Source organism: Sphaerisporangium fuscum, from assembly GCF_018531465.1.
In the GTDB taxonomy this organism is placed as follows: domain Bacteria; phylum Actinomycetota; class Actinomycetes; order Streptosporangiales; family Streptosporangiaceae; genus Sphaerisporangium; species Sphaerisporangium fuscum.
Window position 1 is genome coordinate 46,451 of sequence record NZ_JAHDTF010000046.1, and the last position, 20,292, is coordinate 66,742.

General features: G+C 70.0%; 22 protein-coding genes. 12 read left to right on the forward strand and 10 right to left on the reverse strand.

Annotated elements, in window-relative coordinates:
- Positions 1–56: 56 nt before the first annotated feature.
- Positions 57–674, reverse strand: a complete 618-nt coding sequence (locus tag KIK05_RS42005; RefSeq protein ID WP_214416494.1) for a hypothetical protein — start codon at positions 672–674, stop codon at positions 57–59.
- A gap of 171 nt (positions 675–845) precedes the next feature.
- Between KIK05_RS42005 and KIK05_RS42010 the strand changes: the two genes are divergently transcribed.
- The gene (locus KIK05_RS42010) at positions 846–1,994 is read left to right on the forward strand and encodes a hypothetical protein (protein ID WP_308250357.1); all 1,149 of its coding nucleotides are present in this window, start codon (positions 846–848) and stop codon (positions 1,992–1,994) included.
- A gap of 1 nt (position 1,995) precedes the next feature.
- Here KIK05_RS42010 and KIK05_RS42015 read toward each other — a convergent pair whose 3' ends face one another.
- The 3 genes from KIK05_RS42015 to mca form a co-directional block, all read right to left on the reverse strand.
- On the reverse strand, positions 1,996–2,316 hold the full coding sequence (locus KIK05_RS42015; protein WP_308250358.1) for a GNAT family N-acetyltransferase: 321 nt from the start codon (positions 2,314–2,316) through the stop codon (positions 1,996–1,998).
- Between the two features lie 5 nt (positions 2,317–2,321).
- Positions 2,322–2,549: a hypothetical protein gene (locus KIK05_RS42020; protein WP_214416497.1), complete on the reverse strand. Its 228-nt coding sequence runs from the start codon at positions 2,547–2,549 to the stop codon at positions 2,322–2,324.
- An 85-nt stretch (positions 2,550–2,634) separates the two neighbouring features.
- The gene (gene mca / locus KIK05_RS42025; protein ID WP_214416498.1) at positions 2,635–3,507 is read right to left on the reverse strand and encodes a mycothiol conjugate amidase Mca; all 873 of its coding nucleotides are present in this window, start codon (positions 3,505–3,507) and stop codon (positions 2,635–2,637) included.
- Between the two features lie 153 nt (positions 3,508–3,660).
- Between mca and KIK05_RS42030 the strand changes: the two genes are divergently transcribed.
- From KIK05_RS42030 to KIK05_RS42055, 6 genes are all read left to right on the forward strand, one after another.
- A complete protein-coding gene (locus KIK05_RS42030) occupies positions 3,661–4,098 on the forward strand; it encodes a DUF4307 domain-containing protein (protein WP_214416499.1) in 438 nt (145 codons plus the stop codon).
- An 89-nt stretch (positions 4,099–4,187) separates the two neighbouring features.
- A complete protein-coding gene (greA, locus tag KIK05_RS42035) occupies positions 4,188–4,688 on the forward strand; it encodes a transcription elongation factor GreA (RefSeq protein ID WP_214416500.1) in 501 nt (166 codons plus the stop codon).
- Between the two features lie 220 nt (positions 4,689–4,908).
- Positions 4,909–6,255: an NlpC/P60 family protein gene (locus tag KIK05_RS42040; RefSeq protein ID WP_308250359.1), complete on the forward strand. Its 1,347-nt coding sequence runs from the start codon at positions 4,909–4,911 to the stop codon at positions 6,253–6,255.
- Positions 6,256–6,392: 137 nt separating this feature from the next.
- Positions 6,393–6,542, forward strand: coding sequence for a hypothetical protein (locus KIK05_RS42045; protein WP_214416501.1), 150 nt, complete (start codon positions 6,393–6,395; stop codon positions 6,540–6,542).
- 69 nt (positions 6,543–6,611) lie between these two features.
- Positions 6,612–7,586, forward strand: coding sequence for an MvdC/MvdD family ATP grasp protein (locus tag KIK05_RS42050; protein ID WP_214416502.1), 975 nt, complete (start codon positions 6,612–6,614; stop codon positions 7,584–7,586).
- Positions 7,583–8,599 carry a TIGR04500 family putative peptide maturation system protein gene (locus KIK05_RS42055; RefSeq protein ID WP_214416503.1) on the forward strand — a complete coding sequence of 339 codons (1,017 nt, stop codon included), beginning with the start codon at positions 7,583–7,585 and terminating at the stop codon, positions 8,597–8,599. The genes KIK05_RS42050 and KIK05_RS42055 overlap by 4 nt, the downstream gene beginning before the upstream one ends.
- 10 nt (positions 8,600–8,609) lie before the next feature.
- Here the strand turns inward: KIK05_RS42055 and KIK05_RS42060 are convergent, their stop codons facing one another.
- From KIK05_RS42060 to KIK05_RS42070, 3 genes are all read right to left on the reverse strand, one after another.
- Positions 8,610–9,212 (reverse strand): acyl-CoA-like ligand-binding transcription factor, encoded by a 603-nt coding sequence (locus tag KIK05_RS42060; protein WP_214416504.1) that lies wholly within the window; start codon positions 9,210–9,212, stop codon positions 8,610–8,612.
- Positions 9,213–9,284: 72 nt separating this feature from the next.
- A complete protein-coding gene (locus KIK05_RS42065; RefSeq protein WP_214416505.1) occupies positions 9,285–10,316 on the reverse strand; it encodes a CU044_5270 family protein in 1,032 nt (343 codons plus the stop codon).
- Positions 10,313–10,927 (reverse strand): RNA polymerase sigma factor, encoded by a 615-nt coding sequence (locus KIK05_RS42070; protein ID WP_250564337.1) that lies wholly within the window; start codon positions 10,925–10,927, stop codon positions 10,313–10,315. The genes KIK05_RS42065 and KIK05_RS42070 overlap by 4 nt, the downstream gene beginning before the upstream one ends.
- 142 nt (positions 10,928–11,069) lie before the next feature.
- Between KIK05_RS42070 and abmR the strand changes: the two genes are divergently transcribed.
- The 4 genes from abmR to phoH2 all read left to right on the forward strand — a co-directional run bounded on the left by abmR (position 11,070) and on the right by phoH2 (position 16,334).
- On the forward strand, positions 11,070–11,591 hold the full coding sequence (gene abmR, locus KIK05_RS42075; RefSeq protein ID WP_214416506.1) for an ATP-binding transcription factor AbmR: 522 nt from the start codon (positions 11,070–11,072) through the stop codon (positions 11,589–11,591).
- A gap of 406 nt (positions 11,592–11,997) precedes the next feature.
- Positions 11,998–13,782 carry a phosphoenolpyruvate carboxykinase (GTP) gene (locus KIK05_RS42080; RefSeq protein WP_214416523.1) on the forward strand — a complete coding sequence of 595 codons (1,785 nt, stop codon included), beginning with the start codon at positions 11,998–12,000 and terminating at the stop codon, positions 13,780–13,782.
- A 213-nt stretch (positions 13,783–13,995) separates the two neighbouring features.
- Positions 13,996–14,757: an isoprenyl transferase gene (locus tag KIK05_RS42085; RefSeq protein WP_214416507.1), complete on the forward strand. Its 762-nt coding sequence runs from the start codon at positions 13,996–13,998 to the stop codon at positions 14,755–14,757.
- A gap of 308 nt (positions 14,758–15,065) precedes the next feature.
- Positions 15,066–16,334 (forward strand): RNA 5'-3' helicase PhoH2, encoded by a 1,269-nt coding sequence (gene phoH2 / locus KIK05_RS42090; protein ID WP_214416524.1) that lies wholly within the window; start codon positions 15,066–15,068, stop codon positions 16,332–16,334.
- A gap of 121 nt (positions 16,335–16,455) precedes the next feature.
- Here phoH2 and KIK05_RS42095 read toward each other — a convergent pair whose 3' ends face one another.
- Genes KIK05_RS42095 through KIK05_RS42105 form a run of 3 tightly spaced genes read right to left on the reverse strand, consistent with a single transcriptional unit; the run spans position 16,456 to position 19,135 of the window.
- Positions 16,456–17,028 carry a hypothetical protein gene (locus KIK05_RS42095; RefSeq protein ID WP_214416508.1) on the reverse strand — a complete coding sequence of 191 codons (573 nt, stop codon included), beginning with the start codon at positions 17,026–17,028 and terminating at the stop codon, positions 16,456–16,458.
- Entirely contained in the window at positions 17,025–18,464 is a 1,440-nt protein-coding gene (locus tag KIK05_RS42100) for a sensor histidine kinase (protein WP_214416509.1), read from the reverse strand. The genes KIK05_RS42095 and KIK05_RS42100 overlap by 4 nt, the downstream gene beginning before the upstream one ends.
- On the reverse strand, positions 18,461–19,135 hold the full coding sequence (locus tag KIK05_RS42105) for a response regulator (protein ID WP_214416510.1): 675 nt from the start codon (positions 19,133–19,135) through the stop codon (positions 18,461–18,463). The genes KIK05_RS42100 and KIK05_RS42105 overlap by 4 nt, the downstream gene beginning before the upstream one ends.
- Before the next feature lie 398 nt (positions 19,136–19,533).
- On the opposite strand from KIK05_RS42105, the gene KIK05_RS42110 reads away from it, so the two are divergent.
- Complete coding sequence (locus KIK05_RS42110; RefSeq protein WP_214416511.1) at positions 19,534–20,253, forward strand: aggregation-promoting factor C-terminal-like domain-containing protein; 720 nt, start codon at positions 19,534–19,536, stop codon at positions 20,251–20,253.
- Positions 20,254–20,292 lie beyond the last annotated feature (39 nt).

Below are 20,292 nucleotides of genomic sequence, written 5' to 3' on the forward strand. Positions count from 1 at the left end.
CGTGCGGTCTGATCGCTTGGTATTAAGTCTGCCCAGGTCAGCGCGTTGAACCCCTCTCAGGGCGTTCCGGATTCGGGCGTGGTCGCGGCGCCGCGCGAAGTGGTGGCGCCGGCCGCCCTCGACGTCCGCGCGCGGGTCGTCCGGCCGGTCGCCGAGGTGGTCCCACCGGCGGTCGTCCGGGACGTGCGCGTCGTCGAGCGCGTGGACGGAGTGGTCGTACGCGTCGTCGTCGAACGGGCCCTGCTCGGAGTGGTCGTACGCGGGGTCCGCGTCGCCGTGGTGGGTGTGGGGGCCTCCATCTGCCCGGCCATCGGCCCGGACGGCCGTCCCATCGCGCCGCGTGCCCGCGCGGCCACCATCGTCCCGGCTCCGATCGCCGCGGCCACGGGCCACTCCAGCAGGCCGATCGCGGCGAGCAGGCCGAGTCCGCCGTAGTAGAGGAGGCGGTCCGGCGGCGGGAGGAACGTCCTGGCGGTCTCCATCGCCCGGTTCATCTCCTGCCCGCGGTTCGCCGCCGTGTCCTTCATGCGTTCCATGCGCGGCATTCGCGGCATGTGGGGCCGGTGGACGTGGAAGCTGACGACGGGCGTGTCCAGGGCGAGCAGATCGTCGTCTGCCCCGGTCGCCGTTCGCATGCGATCCGCGCTCGTACGTCTGTTCTCGGCTACGGTCATGGTCCCTCCTTCGTCGCCGAAGCGAACTGTTCTTCATTTCAGACTTTTCCCAGTTCGCGAGGTCTAGCTAGGGCCTTTCGTCATCTCCTGGTATGGCCTGCCGCGGGCGTCGGCCACGTGCCGGAGGCCGCACTGCCCGCCGTGCGCGGGATGGGCGTAGGCTCACACGGCGTGAGCGTGGATCTGGAGTTCGTCACCGAACACGCGGGCCGTCCCGCGAGCGTCCTGACCCGTCGCGACGTCGCCCGGGCGTTGCTGGCCGTTCCGAGCGGCCAGGCGCTCGTGTCGATCCCCGACCTGCGGCGCGAGATGCTCGCCGCGGGCAACCCGCTGTCGCCGGCCTTCTGGGAGTCGGCGAAGTCCGCCCTGACCGGCATCGAGTCGGGTGTGGCCACCGTGGGCGACGTGCAGCGATGGCTGGAGTCCACCGGCACCGAGCCGATCCTCATCACGCGCGGCTACTTCGTGTGGCCGGAGGAGGACGAGCGCGGGCCCGTCGCGGCCGAGCTGTACGACAGGCTCGTCGCCCACCTGGAGGAACACGTCGAGAGCGGCGAGATCGACCCCGACCGGCTGGTGGCGGGCGACCACGACGCACGGCTGGTGTACGAGGAGATCCAGGAACGCTGGCTCGGCACGGCGCTGCCCGACGGCCGGGTGCCGGGCGACGCGGTGAACGACGAGCTCGACGAGGGGCTGTTCGCCTCCTGGGACGAGGAGGAGGCCTACGCGCTGAGCGAGCTGCGGCGCGTCCTCGCCGACCTGCCCGAGCCGCCGTTCCCCGGCGTCGACCTGTCGGAGGCGGTGCGGCGGCTGCGGAAGACGCTCGCGGAGCCGGGTTACCCCGGCACGGTCCTGAGGGCCTGCGCGGGCTTCGACGACGAGGCGCTGCCCGAGGAGGACACCGAGCTGTGGCTGGCCGTGGCGGCCGGCATCGCCTCACCGGTCTCCGACCTGGAGGACGACGACGAGCACCGGTTCTGGGACCTGGACGGCGAGCTCAGCCAGGAGGACTCGGCGCTGGCCGCGTTGTGCACCATCCACTACGCCGACTGGCTGGCCGCCGTCATCGAGCTGGCGCGGCGCGGCCCGGGGGTGCTCGCCTCCCCCGAGCGCATCGCGAGGTTCGTCGCCGAGTCGGAGGACATCGACGTCGACATGGACGACCCCGAGGACATCGCGACCACCGAGACGCTGTTCGCGTCGGTCACGCCGCTGTGGCAGCGGCTCGGCATCGTCGACGCGCAGGACGTCCTGACGCCGCTCGGCTGGTGGGGCCTGCCGAAGGCCCTGGAACGGGCCTGGTCGTCACAGGAGTGACTCAGTGCGCGGCCTCGGCGACGAGGTCCTGGTATTCGGGGTGCCGTTCGACGTAGCGGCGCACGAAGCGGCACAGCGGCACGATCGACAGGCCCTCGGCGCGCACCGAGTCGAGGGCCTCGCGGACCAGGCGGCTGCCGAGCCCCTGCCCTTCGAACTCGTCGCCGATCTCGGTGTGGGTGAAAACCAGCCGTCCCGGACGGCGGCGGTACTCGGCGAACCCGGCGAGCCGGCCGTCGACCGTGATCTCGAACCGGGCGGCCTCGGCGTTGTCGCTCACCTTGATGTCGTGGTCCACGCGGGTTTCCCTCTCCTGGACCACGGCGTTCAGCGGGTCCCGTTCGACTTCGGCTCGGCTTCGGAGCCTGCGGTCTCCTTCTTGTCCAGATCGGCCTCGTGCGGAACCTCGATCTTCGAGATCTGCTTGTTCATCGACTTGACCAGGAAGTACAGCGCGACGCCGATCGCGGCGACGATGAGGAAGGCGACGACGCCGGGACCGACCGGGGGCGGCTGGGCGGCGGACACGGTGGCGTTGGCGGCGAGAACAGTCACCCGTCAAGTCTCGCACCAGGGGGTGGCGCCCCGTTCGCTGACCGGGTCCCCTGGGCGGCGCCGGCCGCCCGGGGGACCTCTCAGGTCACTTGCCGACGGGTGACGGCTCGCACACCTCGCCGGCGTGGATGCCGGTGAACAGGTCGTCCTCGGGCAGTTCGGTGTCGACCAGCGACCGGGCCAGGTGGTAGTCCTCGGTGGGCCACACCTCGCGCTGCAGTTCGCGGGGGCAGACGAACCAGAAGCCGTCGGGGTCGACCTGGGTGGCGTGGGCCATCAGGGCGAGGTCGCGGGTCTCGAAGTAGTCGCCGCAGGGCACCCGGGTGGTGATCTCCCACTTCTGCGGGCGGTCCTCCCAGCGGGAGATCCAGTCGCCGTACGGCGAGCCGATGCCCCGCTCGGTCATGGCGGCGTGCAGGGCCTCGAACCGCTCCCGGGTGAAGCCCATGTGGTAGTAGAGCTTGAGCGGCTGCCAGGGCTCCCCGAGCCCGACGTAGCGGTCGGGGTCGCCCGCCGCCTCGAAGGCCTCCACCGAGACGCGGTTGGTCATGATGTGGTCGGGGTGGGGGTAGCCGCCGTCGTCGTCGTAGGTGAGGATCACGTGCGGCCTGAACTCGCGCACCGCCGCCACCAGGGGCGCGGCGGCGACCTCCAGGGGCTGCAGCGCGAAGCACCCTTCGGGCAGCGCCTCGTTCTCGTCCTCGGGCAGGCCGGAGTCGATGAAGCCGAGGAACTGCTGCCGGACGCCGAGGATCTCGCGGGCCTTCTCCATCTCCTGGCGCCGCACCTCGGTGATGTTCTCCAAGATGTCTGGAAGGTCCATCTTGGGGTTGAGGATCGAGCCGCGTTCACCACCTGTACATGTCGCGACCAGCACATCGACGCCCTCGGCCACGTAGCGGGCCATCGTGGCGGCACCCTTGCTGGACTCGTCGTCCGGGTGCGCATGTACAGCCATCAGTCTCAGCTGTGCACTCACGACTCTTTACTCCTCAAGTGTCCAGGACGGCTCCCCAGAGAGGCTATTTTCTCTTGGGGCGACGCGGAGGGCGAAGCCCCGCAGGGGACAATTGTCTCGTGCAACGACGAGCGACCGCTGGGAGATTCCGTCATGACCGATAGCGGCGTCGGTCAGGGGTCTGGCCGGCCGGTGCTGGGGACCCCTGACTCCTTTCCGGAGCGTCCTGGACGCTTCGGGCGTACCGGACGATCTATTGCCCTCATCATCATAGGGATCTTTATCGCGATCGCGATGGGCGGCTGGGGCTACGTCATGATGTCCATGAGGGGAAATCCGGACGTGCCGACCGACGTGATCGCTTTCGATGTGAGCGGTCCCACATCGGTGACGATAACCTTCCAGGCGCACAAGCCCGCCGACCGTGAGGCGGTGTGCCGGCTGAGGGCCGTCGACACCGAGCATGTCGAGGTCGGCACCCGCGACGTCACCCTGCCGAAGGGGCGGTCGGACGTCCAGCTGACCGAGCGCCTCCAGACCAGCGCGCAGGCCACTTCGGGCCACGTCCAGTACTGCTATCTCGTACAATGAGACTTTTGGGAAAGCGTTCGACCGGGTTAATTTGTTAGTCTCCCGGAATTCGAACGCTCGCAACTCGTACGAGTACGCAAGGAGAACCCGTGGTCGACTCCCGCGAAGAGAACGTCACCTGGCTGACGCAGGAGGCGTACGACCGCCTGAAGGCGGAGTTTGAGTATCTCTCGGGGCCCGGGCGTGTCGACATCGCCAAGAAGATCGAAGCCGCTCGCGAGGAGGGCGACCTCCGGGAGAACGGCGGATATCACGCCGCCAAGGAGGAGCAGGGCAAGATGGAGGGCCGCATCCTCCAGCTCCGCCAGCTGCTCGACCAGGCGAGGGTGGGCGAGGCCCCCCGCACCGAAGGCGTTGTCGGCCCCGGTATGACCGTCACCATCCGGTTCGATGGCGATGACGAAGAGGTGACGTTCCTGCTCGCCTCCCGTGAGGAGAGCGGGGCGCCGATCGACGTCTACTCGCCGCAGTCTCCCCTGGGCGCCGCGATCAACGGCAAGAAGATCGGCGAGAAGGCCACCTACACCCTGCCCAACGGCCGGCAGAACACCGTCGAGATCCTCGAGGCGGTGCCCTACATCGGCAACTGAGCCTGTGACTGATCCGCCGGGGCCCGGGGCTCCGGCGGATCTGGTCTGTTCGGGGACGAATGGCCGAACATATCGTTAGACCGGGGCGAATCGCCGGACAGGAAGCGGCTGACTTCGCGACAATCAGGCAGTGACCGGGACGACGCACGCCTGGACGTCCGCCACTGGATGCGGCAGTCTCGTCACCGGCGCCACACATTCGGGGTGAAAGGGGTGGAGCGTGCTCGATCGACGACCGCGTAGCTCGGCCGTCGTCATCCGAGACAGCCTCACCCGAGGGCTGACCGGCGTGCGCGACTACCTGGGGGACGCGCTGGCCGAGACCCGCGAAGACCTCACCTACCGCCCGCGCGTCCAGGCCCGTCGCCGTCCCGTGCCGAGGACGGTGCGCCGGGCCGTGCCGCTCGTCGCCGCCGCGCTCGTCGCCGTGCTCGCCGCCGACGTGGTGGTGCTCGGCGATCTGTCCAAGCGCCAGGCCCAGGTCGCCGAGCCCCGGCGCGCCGTCGGCAAGAGCGATGTGGCAAGCCGGCGAGATGCCGGCTACGTCGCCGCCGAGGGCACACTGCCGGTCGCGCCCACGCAGGCCCAGGTGGCCCCGTTCACCACGCTGCGCGCCCCGCATCTGTTCGTCGTGGCGCCGCGCAGGCTTTCGGACACCGCCGTCCACCGGGTGGCGGCCAGCAAGGGCGTCAAGGCGGTGGAGGTCGTCGACGCCGCCGACGTCATGATGGGCGGCAAGCGCATCCAGACCATGGGCGTGAACCCCTCGACGTTCCGGGCCTACACCCCGCGTTCCACGGCCAGGTCCGACGCCCTGTGGAACAGCATCGCGGGCGGCGACGTCGCCGTGTCGTTCACCCTGGGCAGCGACGGCGGGGTCGCGCTCGGCTCCACGCTCGACACCGGCAGCCGCAAGCTGCGCGTCGGGGCCTACGCCACCATGGGCATGGGCATGATCAACGCCGTGGTCTCCCAGGACGTCGCGCGGTCGCTCGGCGTCCCCGAGCGGAACGCCATGGTCGTCAGCGCGCCGGGCGTCGACTCCACCCGGCTGCGCCTGCGGCTGCTGAAGGTCCTGCCCAAGGGCAGCCAGGTCGCCCTGATCAATCCCGTTCTCACGCCGCCCGCCAAGGCCCGGCGGACCACCTCCTGGCCGGCCGGCTCCTTCATGACCACCGACCAGCTGAAGGTCATGCTCGCCGCGGCCGTCAGCAAGCTCGGCCGGCCGTACGTCTGGGGCGCCGAGGGGCCCGACACCTTCGACTGCTCCGGACTGGTGCAGTGGGCGTTCGCCCAGGCAGGGGTGCGCATGCCGCGCGTCACCCACCAGCAGTGGGTGACCGGGCCGCAGGTCCCGCTGGCGCAGGCCCAGCCCGGCGACCTGATCTTCTGGCGCAACGACCCCACCAACCCCGGCTACATCTCGCACGTGGCGATCTACTGGGGCAACGGCAAGATGCTCCAGGCCCCGCACACCGGCGACGTGGTGAAGTTCTCGCCCGTCTACACCAGGAACCTCGCCGGCGTCGTCCGCGTCAGCCCCGCCGTGGCCGCCCAGGTGCACTAGCCCCTGTCGTCCCTCTGACGGGTTACTCCTGATCGACCCGGCGGGGGACGTCCTCGCCCGGACCGCCCGCTTACCTTCTCTTGGGGAACGGGGGCACACGGGGTGTTCCCGCACATGAGAAAGACGGGTGGATCGCCATGGGCAAGACGCGCACTTCGCTGGACGACATCGCGGCGCTGGGTGCCGAGCTCGACGAGAGCCAGCTCCTCCAGGTGAGCGGTGGGGCCAAGAGCCAGGTCATCGTGATCCACGGTGGCCACACCCACACCTCGGGCGACTCCAACTGAGTAGGGCGGGGGCGCGGCCGTATCAGGGCGCGCCCCCGTCTCCCGGTAGCGAGCAGGGGGAGCCCGCCGATGATTCTCGTTCTGACCTGTGACGGCGATGAGCACGCCGACCGGGTTCTGCACCTGCTGAAGGCCAGGGACGTCGACGCCGTCGTCTTCGATCCCTCCGCCTACCCGGCCAGGGCCACCCTGGAGATCGTCCATCCGGGGACCGGGCCCGCGGTCAGGACGCTGCGCGACGGCGCGGGCCGCCGCGTCGTCCTCGACGAGCTGACGGCGTTCTGGTACCGGCGCCCGCTGGACCCGGCCGCCCCTCCCGAGATCGCCTCCAGCTCCTGTGCCGCCTACGTCGAGGAGGAGTGCCGGGTCGTCGCCGAGAGCCTGTGGGACAGCCTCGGTTGCCTCGGCGTCCCCGCGTCCAGGCCGGTCATCGACCGCGCGGGGCGCAAGCCGTACCAGCTCGAACGGGCGCGACGGCTGGGGTTCGAGATCCCGGCGACGCTGGTGACGACCGACCCCGAGACGTTCCTCGACTTCTACGACCGGCACGAGGGACGGGTGATCACCAAACCGGTGCACGGCAACCAGCCGACGGGGCAGGGGGAGCGCTTCGGACGGTTCGCGGCGCCCGTCACCCCGATGGACCTGGGGCACGCCGACGCGCTGCGCCTGTGCCCGGTCATCGCGCAGGCCTACGTGCCGAAGAGGCTCGAGGTGCGGGTCACCGTCGTCGGCACGCGGGTCTTCCCGGCCGAGATCCACTCACAGGTGAGCAACCACACCAAGTACGACTGGCGCCACTACGACCCGGGCGCCACGCCGATCCGCCGGCACGACCTTCCGGGCGAGGTGTCCGAACGCTGCGTCGCGCTCGTGCGGGCGCTCTCGCTCACCTACGGGGCCATCGACCTGATCCTCACACCCGACGGCCGCTACGTCTTCCTGGAGATCAACCCGAACGGCCAGTTCCTCTGGATCGAGGACGCCACCGGGCTGCCCATCAGCGCGGCCATCGCCGACCTGCTCACAGGAGGAAGCACGTGAACGCCGCTACGGACCCGCGGCTGACGGACGGGCGGATGCTGACCGAGGCGATACGCCTGCTGAGCGGCGGCGCGGCCGAGCGCGACCTGGAGACGTTCCGGGCGGGGCATCCGGGGATCCGGGCCCGGCTGGTCGGGCAGCGGGAGGAGTACGACGGTTCGCTGCACCACGCGCTGCTGGTCAAGGGCGAGGACGGCTCCACCGTCTCCCTGTCGTGGTGTCCGGCGACGGCGCTGCCCTGGCCGCTGCGCGGCGTGCACCGGGCGGCCGAGCACCTGCTGCTCCGGGTCAACGGCGTCGACACCCCCGTCTCCCGGGCCATCGCGTGCCTCGATTTCGTCTGGGACGAGTCCAGGGTGGCCGACCGGCTCATCACCGACGCCCTCGTCCGTGAGTCGCTGGAGGAGTCGCCCGAGCACTTCACCGACGCCGAGCTGCAGGAGGCGTTGAACGCCTTCCGCAGGGCTCGGGGCCTGCTGACCGCCGAGGCGACCCGCGCGTGGATGGACCGCCACGGCATCTCGCACGTCGAGCTGGAGGAGCTGGTGACGGCCGAGGCCTCGGTGGCCCGGCTCCGTTCCCGCGTGGCGGCCGGGCGGGTCGAGGAGTGGTTCGCCGCCCACGGCCACGAGCTGGACGTCGCCCGTGTCGTACAGCTGACCCTCACCGGCGAGGGGGCCGAAGTGAAGCCGGGCTCCTTCCTGGCGGCGGCCGAGCGGGCCTTCGCCGGCGGCGAGGCCGCGCCGGCCCCGCTGTTCGCCACCCTGCGGCGCGGCGAGCTGGCCCCGGAGGTCGCCGCGCTGGTCTTCCGGGCGGCTCCGGGGACGGTCGTCGGGCCGGTCCGGACGGGCGACGGCGAGGTGCTCTACAAGGTGCTGGCCGTGGTGCCCGCCGTCCTCGACGAGGCGGTACGCCTGGAGGCCGAGCGGCGGATCTTCGCCGAGTGGATCGAGCGGCGCAGGAGCACTGCCAAGATCGAGTGGTTCTGGGGCACGGCCGACCGCACGGCTTAGTGCCTTCGGGTCAGAGCGGCAGGCCTTCTTCGAGCAGGGCCAGGACCCGGTCGACGAGGTCGGACAGGCGTTCCGCGCCGTCGGATTCGACCCAGGACTCCATCGCGGCGATCCAGGCGCCGATCACGGCGCCGGCGAAGACCCGGACGGTGAAGTCGTCGGCGGAGCGGCCCGTGCGCTGGGCGAGGGCGCCGGTGAGCATCGCCATGGCGGTGACCCGCCCTTCGACCTCCCGGGCGCGCAGCGAGGGGATCGACCAGATCAGCTTGACCCGCTGGAGTTCGGTCTCCTCCCCGTCGGCGAAGGCCTCGGCGAGGACTTCGCGCATCGCCGCGCGCAGGGCGCCCAGCGGGGTGAGCGCGGCCGGTTGCGCCAGGAACGCCGAGATGAGCAGTGGATCGTGGTCGTCCTTGACGATCACGTCTTCCTTGCTGGGGAAGTAGCGGAAGAAGGTGCTCGGCGAGACGTCGGCGGCCTCCGCGATCTGCTCGATCGTCGTGGCGTCGTATCCCTGCTCCGCGAACAGCCTCATGGCGTGTTCCTGGATGGAACGCCGGGTGCGGGCCTTCTTGCGCTCCCGGAGGCCGGAAGGCTGTTCGATGCGTGAGCTCATCCGGTAATTGTCTCGCTCAGAACCGTGTTCGGCAGTCCCCGATCCCTGATCGTTCCGCCCGGCGGCCGTGCGTCAGGGGCGCTCGCCCGGCCTGTCGACGACGGCGGTCCTGAGCAGGGCGTCCCAGCCGGTGATCTCGCCCTTCTTCAGTGAGATGTGGCCGCGCGGGTCGTCGTGGTCCCGCACGGCGATGGTCCGGTATCCGAGGTACTCGTAGGTCCCGGAGTCGACGAAGATCTCGTCGCGCAGATAGTCGTGTTCCAGGCGGTACAGAGTGACCCCTGGCCGTTTGGCGAGGTCGGAGGCCCCGGCCTCGTACCGCACGCCCGGGATCTTCGCCATCGCGCCGTACATCGCCGCGCGCAGCCTGGACGGCAGCACGGCGTCGCGCATGCACTGCCCGATGTACTGGAACGCGAGGGTGTTCCGCTCCTCGTCGGTCAGGGCGGCGGGCTCAGGCGTCTTCATCCTCGGATCAGGACGGTGGCCGCGTGCGGCGGCCTCGGCGTCGACTTCCTCATACACGCGGGCGAGCAGTTCGGCGGGGTCGGTGGGCAGGGAGAGGATGTCGGGGTAGGCCACCTCGAACTCGGACTCGTCCTCGGTTTTCAGCCTGCCGTCCTCCATGAAGGCGAACCCCTTGTCGTCCAACCGGCGCCACTGCTCGTGCACCGTCGTCACCTTCGGGAAGCCGGTCAGCCACTGCCCGCCGTCCTGCCTGGTCCGGGCGTTGAGCCGCTTGACGTACGCCCAGCGGGTGGGGTCGGCGGCGATGTCGGGCTGGTCGGCGGCCTTCGCCGCGGCGTTCCTCGCCAGCGACTCGGCGTTGGCGACCGGGCCCAGCACCAGAGGCCTGGGCGGGTGGCCGCCGGCCGCGGGCCGCTCGCGCAGCTCGATGTTCTGGACGAGGGTGATGCCGACGGCCAGTGTGGCGGTGAGCGCCCCGACCGTGAGCAGGCGCCGGCGTCCGAAGCGGTGGGGGCGCGGCGCCGGTGCGGTCCAGGCGTCGGCCAGCCGCAGGTGCAGGCGGGCCTTGGCCGCCGGGTCGTACGGCGGGACCTCCGGGCGGCCGTCGCGGAAGGCGGTGATCTCGTCGATGTTCACGCGGGGTTCTCCTCGCTCGTCGTCATGGGATCGACGCCGCCGAATTCGCGGCGCAGCTTCTTGCGGATCCGGTGCAACCGCGACCTGACCGTCCCGACGGGGACGGCCAGGGCCTGGGCGGCCTCCTCATAGGTCAGCTCCGCCCAGGCGATCAGCAGGAGCAGGTCGCGGTCGGCGGTCGAGAGCCGGGCCAGCACGGCGGCGAGCTTGGGTTGGAGCCGTTGCGCGGTCACCCGCGCGACGCTGCGCTCGTCGAACGGCTCCACCGTGCCGTGCGGCTCGCTGCGGGCCAGGGCCCGATTGCGCCGCACCTCCGTCCGCCGGTGCTGCTGCACGGCTCGGGTGGCGATGCCGTACAGCCAGGGGCGCGCGTCCGGACGCGCCGGGTCGTACTGGGCGCGCTTGCGGAAGGCCGTCAGGAAGGTGTCGGCGACGAGGTCCTCCGCCTGCTCGGGGCCGAGGCGGCGGGCGATGTAGTGGTAGATCTCGTCGCTGTGCCGGTCGACTATGCCGGAGAACCGCTCGGGGTGCCGCAGCGACTGTGCCAGCAGCGTCGCGTCGGTCGTCTCTTCGGCCGGGCTGTACGGGCCGGTCACGGGAGGCGCGGTCAACAGGTGCCACGTCCGTTCATCAGGGTCCTTTCACGTCGGTTGCATCCCGTACTCGACCGGATGGAGAAGGAGAGTTCCCTTCTTCGGATCGCCCAGGACGAAGAGGCTTGAGTGCCGGGCGAAGCTGTGTAATCGTGATTACATGGAAACAGAAGAATCAGTGATCACGTCATGGTTCACCGGACGTCTGCCCGAGGACTGGTTCTCCGGACAGCATGAGTTCGTGATCGACCGCGAGGAGATCGCGATCATCGGGACGCTGCCCGTCCCCGGGGCGGCGGCCGAGACGTCGGGCGCCGAGCGGGCCGCCCTGCTCGAGGGGCACATCCAGCGCTTCCGCGAGGAGACCCGCGAGCGGCGCATCGAGATCGCGCGGGAGGCCGAGCACAGGTTCCGCCGCAAGGTGTCCTGGGGTGTGTCCTGCGACGGTCAGACAGTGATGTTCACCACCCTTTCCATCCCTGTCATGACCCGGCTGCGCCAGCAGGAGCGCCGCGTGCTCGACACGCTGGTCGCCGCGGGTGTCGCCCGCAGCCGCAGCGACGCGCTCGCCTGGTGCGTGCGCCTGGTCGGCGCCCACACCGACACCTGGCTCGCTGACCTGCGCGATGCCCTCCAGCACGTCGACCGCGTCCGTTCGGAGGGCCCCGATCTGAACGCGTGAATTGGACTGAACCAATCGGTGAACAGGTCTAAACCACTTGTTCAAGAGGTCTGGACCATTCGAATTGGCCTATACCAATGTTTAGAGTACGTCAGGCGGGCAGGGATCCCATGACCGAGACCACACTCTTTTATCTCGGTCAGAGATGGGTAAACTCCGACGAACCTTCGCGGCCCCTGCCTGCCGTGACGTCGTGCTGACGGGCAGCGGACAGGGGCCACGGCGGCGCTCGGAATTCACGGACCGGAAACAGAAATGTAAATGGAGTGGGCGGATCTCCTCTTTTGAGGGGCCCTTGAACCTCCGTTTCATTGACTGGTCTACGCCAATTGGATTCCGGGCGGTTTGTCGTTAATGATGTTTGGCCTGAGAGTAAGGAGCCGGCCCCGTGTCAGTTGCCATTCGAATGACCGCCCCGACGTCCCACGCCGAGCTGGCCGCCTGGGTCCAGGAGATCGCCGAGCTGACCAGGCCCGACCACGTCGAGTGGTGCGACGGCTCGGAGGCTGAATGGACCCGCCTCACGAACCTCCTCGTCGACCAGGGCACCCTCGTCCGTCTCGCCAAGAGGCCGAACAGCTTCTACGCGGCCTCCGACCCCACCGACGTCGCCCGCGTCGAGGACCGCACCTTCATCTGCTCGGAGGACCCGGAGGACGCCGGGCCCACCAACAACTGGATCGCGCCCAAGGAGATGCGCGAGACCTTCGACGAGCTGTTCAACGGCTGCATGCGCGGGCGGACGATGTACGTCGTGCCGTTCTGCATGGGCCCGCTCGGCGGTGAGATCTCCCAGCTCGGCGTCGAGATCACCGACTCGCCGTACGTCGTCGTATCCATGCGGATCATGACCCGCATGGGCGAGGAGGCGCTGCGGCTGATCGAGGAGCGCGGCGAGTACGTCAAGGCCGTCCACTCGGTCGGCGCGCCGCTGGAGCCGGGCCAGAAGGACGTCCCCTGGCCCTGCAGCAGCACCAAGTACATCAGCCATTTCCCCGAGACCCGCGAGATCTGGTCGTACGGCTCGGGGTACGGCGGCAACGCCCTGCTCGGCAAGAAGTGCTACGCCCTGCGCATCGCCAGCGCGATGGCCCGCGACGAGGGCTGGCTCGCCGAGCACATGCTCATCCTCAAGCTCACCCCGCCGAACGGCCAGACGCGCTACATCGCCGCCGCCTTCCCCTCGGCCTGCGGCAAGACCAACCTCGCGATGCTCCAGCCGACCATCCCCGGCTGGAAGGTCGAGACGGTGGGCGACGACATCGCCTGGATGCGCTTCGGCGAGGACGGCCGGCTCTACGCGATCAACCCCGAGGCCGGCTTCTTCGGCGTCGCGCCCGGCACCGGCCAGTCCACCAACGCCAACGCCATCAGGACGCTGTGGGGCAACAGCATCTTCACCAACGTCGCGCTGACCGACGACGGCGACGTGTGGTGGGAGGGGCTCACCGACGAGCCGCCGGCGCACCTGACCGACTGGCGCGGACGCGACTGGACCCCCGGGTCCGGCGAGCCGGCCGCCCACCCCAACGCCCGCTTCACCACCCCCGCGTCGCAGTGCCCGACCATCGCCCCGGAGTGGCGCGACCCGAAGGGCGTGCCGATCTCGGCGATCCTGTTCGGCGGGCGCCGCGCCACGGCCGTACCGCTGGTGACCGAGGCCTTCAGCTGGCAGCACGGGGTCTTCCTCGGGGCGAACGTGGCCTCGGAGAAGACCGCCGCCGCCGAGGGCAAGGTCGGCGAGCTGCGCCGCGACCCGTTCGCGATGCTGCCGTTCTGCGGCTACAACATGGGCGACTACTTCGCCCACTGGGTCAAGATCGGTCAGACGGCCGACAAGGACAAGCTGCCCCGGCTCTACTACGTCAACTGGTTCCGCAAGGACGCCTCCGGCAGGTTCCTGTGGCCGGGCTTCGGTGAGAACAGCCGCGTCCTGAAGTGGATCGTCGAGCGGCTGAACGGCGAGGCGGAGGCCGCCGAGACGCCGATCGGCCTGCTGCCGCCGCAGGGCGCGCTCGACGTCGAGGGCCTCGACATCTCCGAGGAGGACCTCGCCACCCTGCTGTCGGTCGACCGCGAGGTGTGGAAGGACGAGGCCTCGCTGATCCCCGAGCACTTCGAGACCTTCGGCGACCACCTGCCCAAGGAGCTCTGGGAGGAGTACCACGCCCTGGTGAAGCGCCTCGGTTAGGCCTGTTCTCCGCACCTGGTCGGCCGCCACGTGCGGTCAGGTGCGAATGACCTGGAGGGCGATCCGCGGAAATCGCATTAGGAGATCGTCCGGCGGGGGCGTCCGATCGGGCGCCCCCGCTGTGTTCGTAAACGCAGCGGGCAGGGGGTTTCACACGCGATAATTGCGTGTTGTCAACACGCTGCGGCGGACCGCGGCGAAGGGGAGGTCTCCATGGGCGTGCGCGATCTCGTGTACCGGCTGTACGAGCGCCGGCTCGAGACGAAGCTGTCCGCGGACCAGATACCCCGGCACGTCGGCGTCATCGTCGACGGCAACCGACGCTGGGCGCGGGCCATGGGGCTGCGCGACGTCAGCCACGGCCACCAGAAGGGCGCCGACAAGATCTCCGAGCTGCTGGTGTGGTGCCGGGAGGCCGGAGTCGAGATCGTCACGGTGTGGCTGCTGTCCAGCGACAACCTCTCCCGGCCCAAAGAAGAGCTCGACCCCCTGATGGAGATCATCGAGGACACCGTCCGGGGGCTCGTCGCAGGTGGATGGCACGTCAACCCCATGGGAGCGCTTGACCTTTTGCCCGATCGCACGGCCCGAATCCTGAAAGACGCCAAAGAAGTCACATCTCGACGTCCTGGGCTGATTGTGAACGTTGCCGTTGGGTATGGAGGAAGGCGTGAGATCGCTGATGCGGTGCGCTCCCTCCTCCAGGAGCACGCCAGCAAGGGCGCGAGCATCGAGGAGCTTGTCGAGGTCCTCGATGTGGAGCACATCGCCGAGCATCTCTACACGCGCGGCCTCCCCGACCCGGACCTCCTCATCCGCACCTCGGGAGAGCAGCGGCTCTCCGGATTCCTGCTCTGGCAAAGCGCCCACTCGGAGTTCTACTTCTGCGAGGCCTACTGGCCCGACTTCCGCAGGGTCGACTTCTTGCGGGCGCTGCGATCGTACGCCGCGCGGCACCGACGGTACGGCAACTGAAACACCCCGTGAACACCCCCTAACCTCCCTGTTCTGGCTGTTGGGCGGGAGCGGTTCACGACGTACCGTAATGAGTAGGCAGTCCATACGGCCTACTTTTGGAGAGGGTCCGCCCTTGCGTCGCCTTTTGACGAGGAGGGCCGGTATCCGGCGTCGCCTCGTCCAGGTGGAGGCGCACGATCGGGCCCGGTCCGCTCACCACCTCATCTGGCAGGGCGCGCACTCCGGCGCCCGGGGGAGAACGCGTGGCAGTGTCCTCGAGCAACCCGTCCACTGTTCCCGGTAGCGCGCCGTCCAGGCGTACCTACATTGTGGACACCTCTGTCCTCCTGTCCGACCCTGCGGCGATGAGCCGCTTCGCCGAGCACGAAGTAGTTCTACCGATCGTCGTCATCACCGAGCTGGAAGCCAAGCGGCACCACCCTGAGCTGGGGTACTTCGCCCGGAAGGCGCTGCGCTTCCTCGACGACCTCCGGGTGCGGTACGGCAGGCTGGACGAGCCGATTCCCATGGGCGAGGGCACCATCAGAGTCGAGCTCAACCACAGTGACCCCGCGATCCTGCCGGCCGGTTTCCGGCTGGGGGACAACGACACCCGCATCCTCACGGTCGCCAGATCCCTCGCCGCCGAGGGCGCCGACGTCGTGCTGGTGTCCAAAGACCTGCCCATGCGGGTCAAGGCCGCCTCGATCGGGCTGGCCGCCGAAGAGTACCGCGCCGACCTCGTCGTAGAGTCCGGCTGGACCGGCATGGCCGAGCTCCAGGTCACCACCGAGGACATCGAGACGTTGTTCGAGAACCGCATCGCCGACCTGGAGGAGGCCCGCGAGCTCCCCACTCACACCGGCCTGCGGCTGCTGTCCAACCGGGGCTCGGCGCTCGGGCGGGTGCTGCCCGACAAGTCGGTACGGCTGGTGCGCGGCGACCGCGAGGTGTTCGGCCTGCACGGCCGCTCCGCCGAGCAGCGCATCGCCCTCGACCTGCTGATGGACCCCGAGGTGGGCATCGTCTCCCTCGGCGGCCGGGCCGGCACCGGCAAGTCGGCGCTCGCCCTGTGCGCGGGCCTGGAGGCCGTCCTGGAGCGGCGCCAGCACCGCAAGGTCGTGGTGTTCCGCCCGCTGTACGCCGTCGGCGGCCAGGAGCTCGGCTACCTGCCGGGGTCGGAGAACGAGAAGATGGGCCCCTGGGCGCAGGCCGTGTACGACACGCTCGGCGCCGTGACCACGCCCGAGGTGATCGAGGAGGTCCTCGACCGGGGCATGCTCGAGGTGCTGCCGCTCACGCACATCCGCGGGCGCTCCCTGCACGACGCGTTCGTGATCGTCGACGAGGCCCAGTCGCTGGAGCGGGGCGTCCTGCTGACGGTGCTGTCGCGCATCGGCGCCAACTCGCGCGTGGTGCTCACCCACGACATCGCCCAGCGCGACAACCTCCGGGTGGGGCGGCACGACGGCGTGGTCGCCGTGGTCGAGAAGCTCAAGGGGCATCCGCTGTTCGCCCACGTGACGCTGACGCGTTCGGAGCGCTCGCCGATCGCCGCCCTGGTGACCGAGATGCTGGAGGACATCACGGTCTGACCGTCCGTGCGGATCCCGGCGGCGAGGCCGCCGGGATCCTTTCCGGTACGGCGTGGGCTTCCCGTCGCACTCCTGTACGGCTCGCCGCAGACTCATGGGCGGCACGGCCGGGAGGCGTCCGTCACGGGGGGAGGCTGACTCCGGGGGCCGCCAGGTCGTGGTACTCCCGGCAGGTGTGCTCGCCCAGCCCCTGCGGCCCTTTCGGGGTCGTCTGAGTGATCTTCACCGACCAGATCTCCTCGCGCAGCCGTCCCGTGCAGGTGAGCTGCGCCAGCGCCGCCCTGGGGAGCCTGCTCGAGCCGTTCACGATGACGTGGAGGCGCAGGCCGACCGGATTGTCCGGTGCGTCGCGCATCCCGCCGTCCCTTCCGTACCGGCTCAGGGTGGTCTGCTCCAGCCGGAAACCCTTCAGCGCGGATTCCAGGCCCTCGGGCGACACGGTGCCGACCTCGAAGAGGGCGGCGATGACGTCCCGCACGGAAGCGGAGGCGGTGACGACCTGCCTGGGGGCCAGCCGGCCGTCGCGGAGCAGGTAGACGCTGGCCAAGGCGCTGCGGGCGCTGATGACGGGCACCGGGCCCGAGTCCATCACGCCCGTGGCGTCCACGCCGCAGCCCGCCCCGGCGGCCAGGGCGACGGCCAGCGCGAGCCCCGAGGCGAGGCGGCGCGTGATCATGGTGGTCGGACGGCTCATGGGTGCGGTATCCAGACGGTGAACTGGGTCCCGGGATCGCACAGCTCGACCCTGATCGTCCCGCCGTGCAGCTCGGCGTTGGCCTTGGCGATCGACAGGCCGAGCCCGCTGCCCTCGCTGCGCGCCCGGCCCGCGTCGGCCTTGTAGAAGCGCTCGAAGACGTGGGGGAGCGCCTGCCGGGGGATGCCGCTGCCGCGGTCGCGCACCTTCACCTCCAGGCCGCTGCGCAGCACCCGCGCGCTGACGGTCACCGGCGGCGCGCCGTGGCGCAGGGCGTTGCCGATCAGGTTGGCCACGATCACGTCGAAGCGCCGGGGGTCGAGCGAGAACGACAGCCCGCGCGGGACCTCCAGGCGCACGCGCCCCGTCCAGCCGCGGATGTCGAGGCAGTCGGCCAGTGCCAGGGCGACGTCGATGTTCTCCCTGGTGAGCACGGCCGCGCCGGAGTCCAGCCGGCTCGCCTCGATGAGGTGCTCCACCAGCACCCTCAGCCGGTTGATCTCGCGTACGACCAGGTCGACGGCCTTGCCGGCGTCGGGCGGCAGGTGCTGCGCCTCCTCGGTCAGCATGTCGGTGACGGCGGTCATCGCGGTGAGCGGGGTGCGCAGCTCGTGGGAGACGTCCGCGACGAACCGGCGCGACATCGCCTCCAGGGAGCGCAGTTCCGACACGGTCCGCTCCAGGGCGGAGGCGGTGTCGTTGAAGGTCGCGGTGAGCCCGGCGAGCTCGTCGCGCCCGTGCACGGGGAGCCGGGTGTCCAGGCGGCCCGCGCCGAGCGCGCGGGCCGCCTCGCCCAGCCTCCGTACGGGCAGCAGGACGCTGCGGGCGGAGACCAGCGCGACGGTGAGCGCGATCGCCAGCGTGATGCCCGAGGCCTGTCCGAGGGCGGTGCGCAGCCGCGCGAGGACGCCGTCCTCCTCCTTGAGGGAGACGAACACGAAGACCGTCATGCCCGTCGGCCGGGAGGTGCCGATGCGCGTCAGCCGGTAGACCTGGGTGCCGATCAGCAGCCAGGGTTCGCCCTGGATGGTCAGCCGCTGCCGGACGAGCCGCGTGGCCGCCCGCGCGCGGAACTCGGCGGGGACGTCGGAGAGGCCGAACCGCGTGCCGGTGCCGAGCCGAACCCGGTCGCCGTAGATCAGGATCACCTGCCGGTCGGGGCCGCCGAGCGACTCGGTGATGTCGGCGAGGTCGCTCTCGGTGATGACGGTGTCGGTCGGCCACAGCAGGTCGCTGGTTCCGATGGGCAGCGAGATCCGCTGGAGGACGTCGGTGACGTCGACGGTCGCGCTGCTCTCCGCGCGGTCCAGCAGCGCGCGGCGGACGAGCTGATAGCCGATGCCCGCCACCAGGGCCGATGCGGTCACCGCGACGAGGATGAAGGTGATGACCAGCCGGCCGCGCAGTCCGGTGGGACGCCGGCGGCCGAGGTTCACGGCGGGCTGAAGCGGTATCCGAAGCCGCGCACGGTGTGGATGAACACCGGCTCGGCCGGGACGGGCTCGATCTTGGCGCGGATGCGCTGCACGCAGGCGTCCACCAGCCGGGAGTCGGCCACGTGGTTGTGGTCCCACACCGCGCGCAGCAGGTAGCGCCGGTTGAGGACCTGGCCCGGGTGGCGCACCAGCTCCAGCAGCAGCCGCAGCTCGGTGGGCGTGAGGTGGATCTCGCGGGAGTTGAGCGTGACCTTCAGGGCGCCCCGGTCCACGACCAGGTCGCCGAAGCTGATCCTGTCGGCGGAGGCGGACTCCAGGCGGCGCAGGACGGCCCGGATCCGGGCGTCCAGCACCCGTGGCTCGACGGGCTTGACCACGTAGTCGTCGGCGCCGGCCTCCAGGCCCACCACGATGTCGAGGTCGTCGCCGCGTGCGGTGAGCAGGATGATGGGCAGGGAGTCGAGCCGGCGGATGCGGCGGCAGACCTCGACGCCGTCGATGCCGGGCAACATGACGTCCAGGATGACGATCTCGGGGCGCCGTGCTCGCACGTGGTCGAGGGCTTCCTCCCCTGTCGCGTAGGCGGTGACGGAGTGGCCCTGCCGGGTGAGTGCCAGCTCGAGACCCGTCCGTACGGAGGGGTCGTCTTCGACGAGGAGGATGCCGGCCACCCGGACATTATTGCTGATAGTTCTTTATCACCTTCTATGTCACGGAACTGTGACCTGGTGCCGACTTCAACCCGACAGTAGCGAGAAACCCTGGTGACGTTCGCACCCGGCGTTCGTCCGCGCGGCCTCTCTTCGTGCCGCCCGGCCTTCCGCGCTCGGGATTCGCGGATGTTCACACGGACGCGGCGCCATGCCCTGGTGCCTCGCTCCGTCGCCCTCCGGTGCGGGGGTCCGGAGGGCGACCTTCGGGGGCCGGTGTGACGAAAATCACATGGAATATGAAAAGCGCACGTTACTGGGTGGTTAGGTCATGTAACGGGCAAAGAACTTCCACGTTCCGGTTGCGGACCACCCCCCGGTACACGGCAAGCTCATAAGCCGTGAGCTCAGGTCAGCAGTTGCGGAACAGGCGAAGCCGTAAGGACGACGAGTACGCAACCCCGCCGCGTGGCCGCGCCCGGTCGGGCGGATCCTGGCTGACACCCAAGCGCATCGCGGGCGTCGGCATCTCCTTCGCGCTCGTCGCCGCCCTCGGCGTCTTCACCTTCAAGACGATGAAGGACAACGAGGAGGCCCAGAAGAGCGGCCCCAAGCTGGCCCTCGAGGACCTCATGCGCATGGGGAGCGACGACCCGTTCGCCCCCGACCCCCGGACCGACGCGCTCAAGGCGCAGGCGGCGCAGGCCCAGAAGGCGTGGGAGATCAAGCACGCCCGCGAGAAGGACGGGCCCGACTGGGACCCGGTGAAGATCGTCAAGAAGGCGCCGGGGGGCGGCGGCTTCTCCCCGCAGGCCTTCCCGCCCGGTTCCCAGCCGAACCCCGGCAGCAACAAGGCCATCGGCCAGAAGATGGCGGCGGCCAAGGGCTGGGCCGGTGAGTGGGGCTGCCTGGAGAAGCTCTGGGACAAGGAAAGCCACTGGAACGAGCGGGCGATGAACCGCAGCAGCGGCGCCTACGGCATCCCCCAGGCCCTGCCCGGCAGCAAGATGGCGAGCGCGGGCTCCGACTGGCAGTCCAGCGCCGCCACGCAGATCGAGTGGGGGCTCGGCTACATCGCCGCCCGCTACAAGTCCCCCTGCGGCGCGTGGGCGCACTCGCAGGCGACCGGCTGGTACTGACGAAGGGCGCCGCTCGGTAATGATCGGCGCGAACTCTTA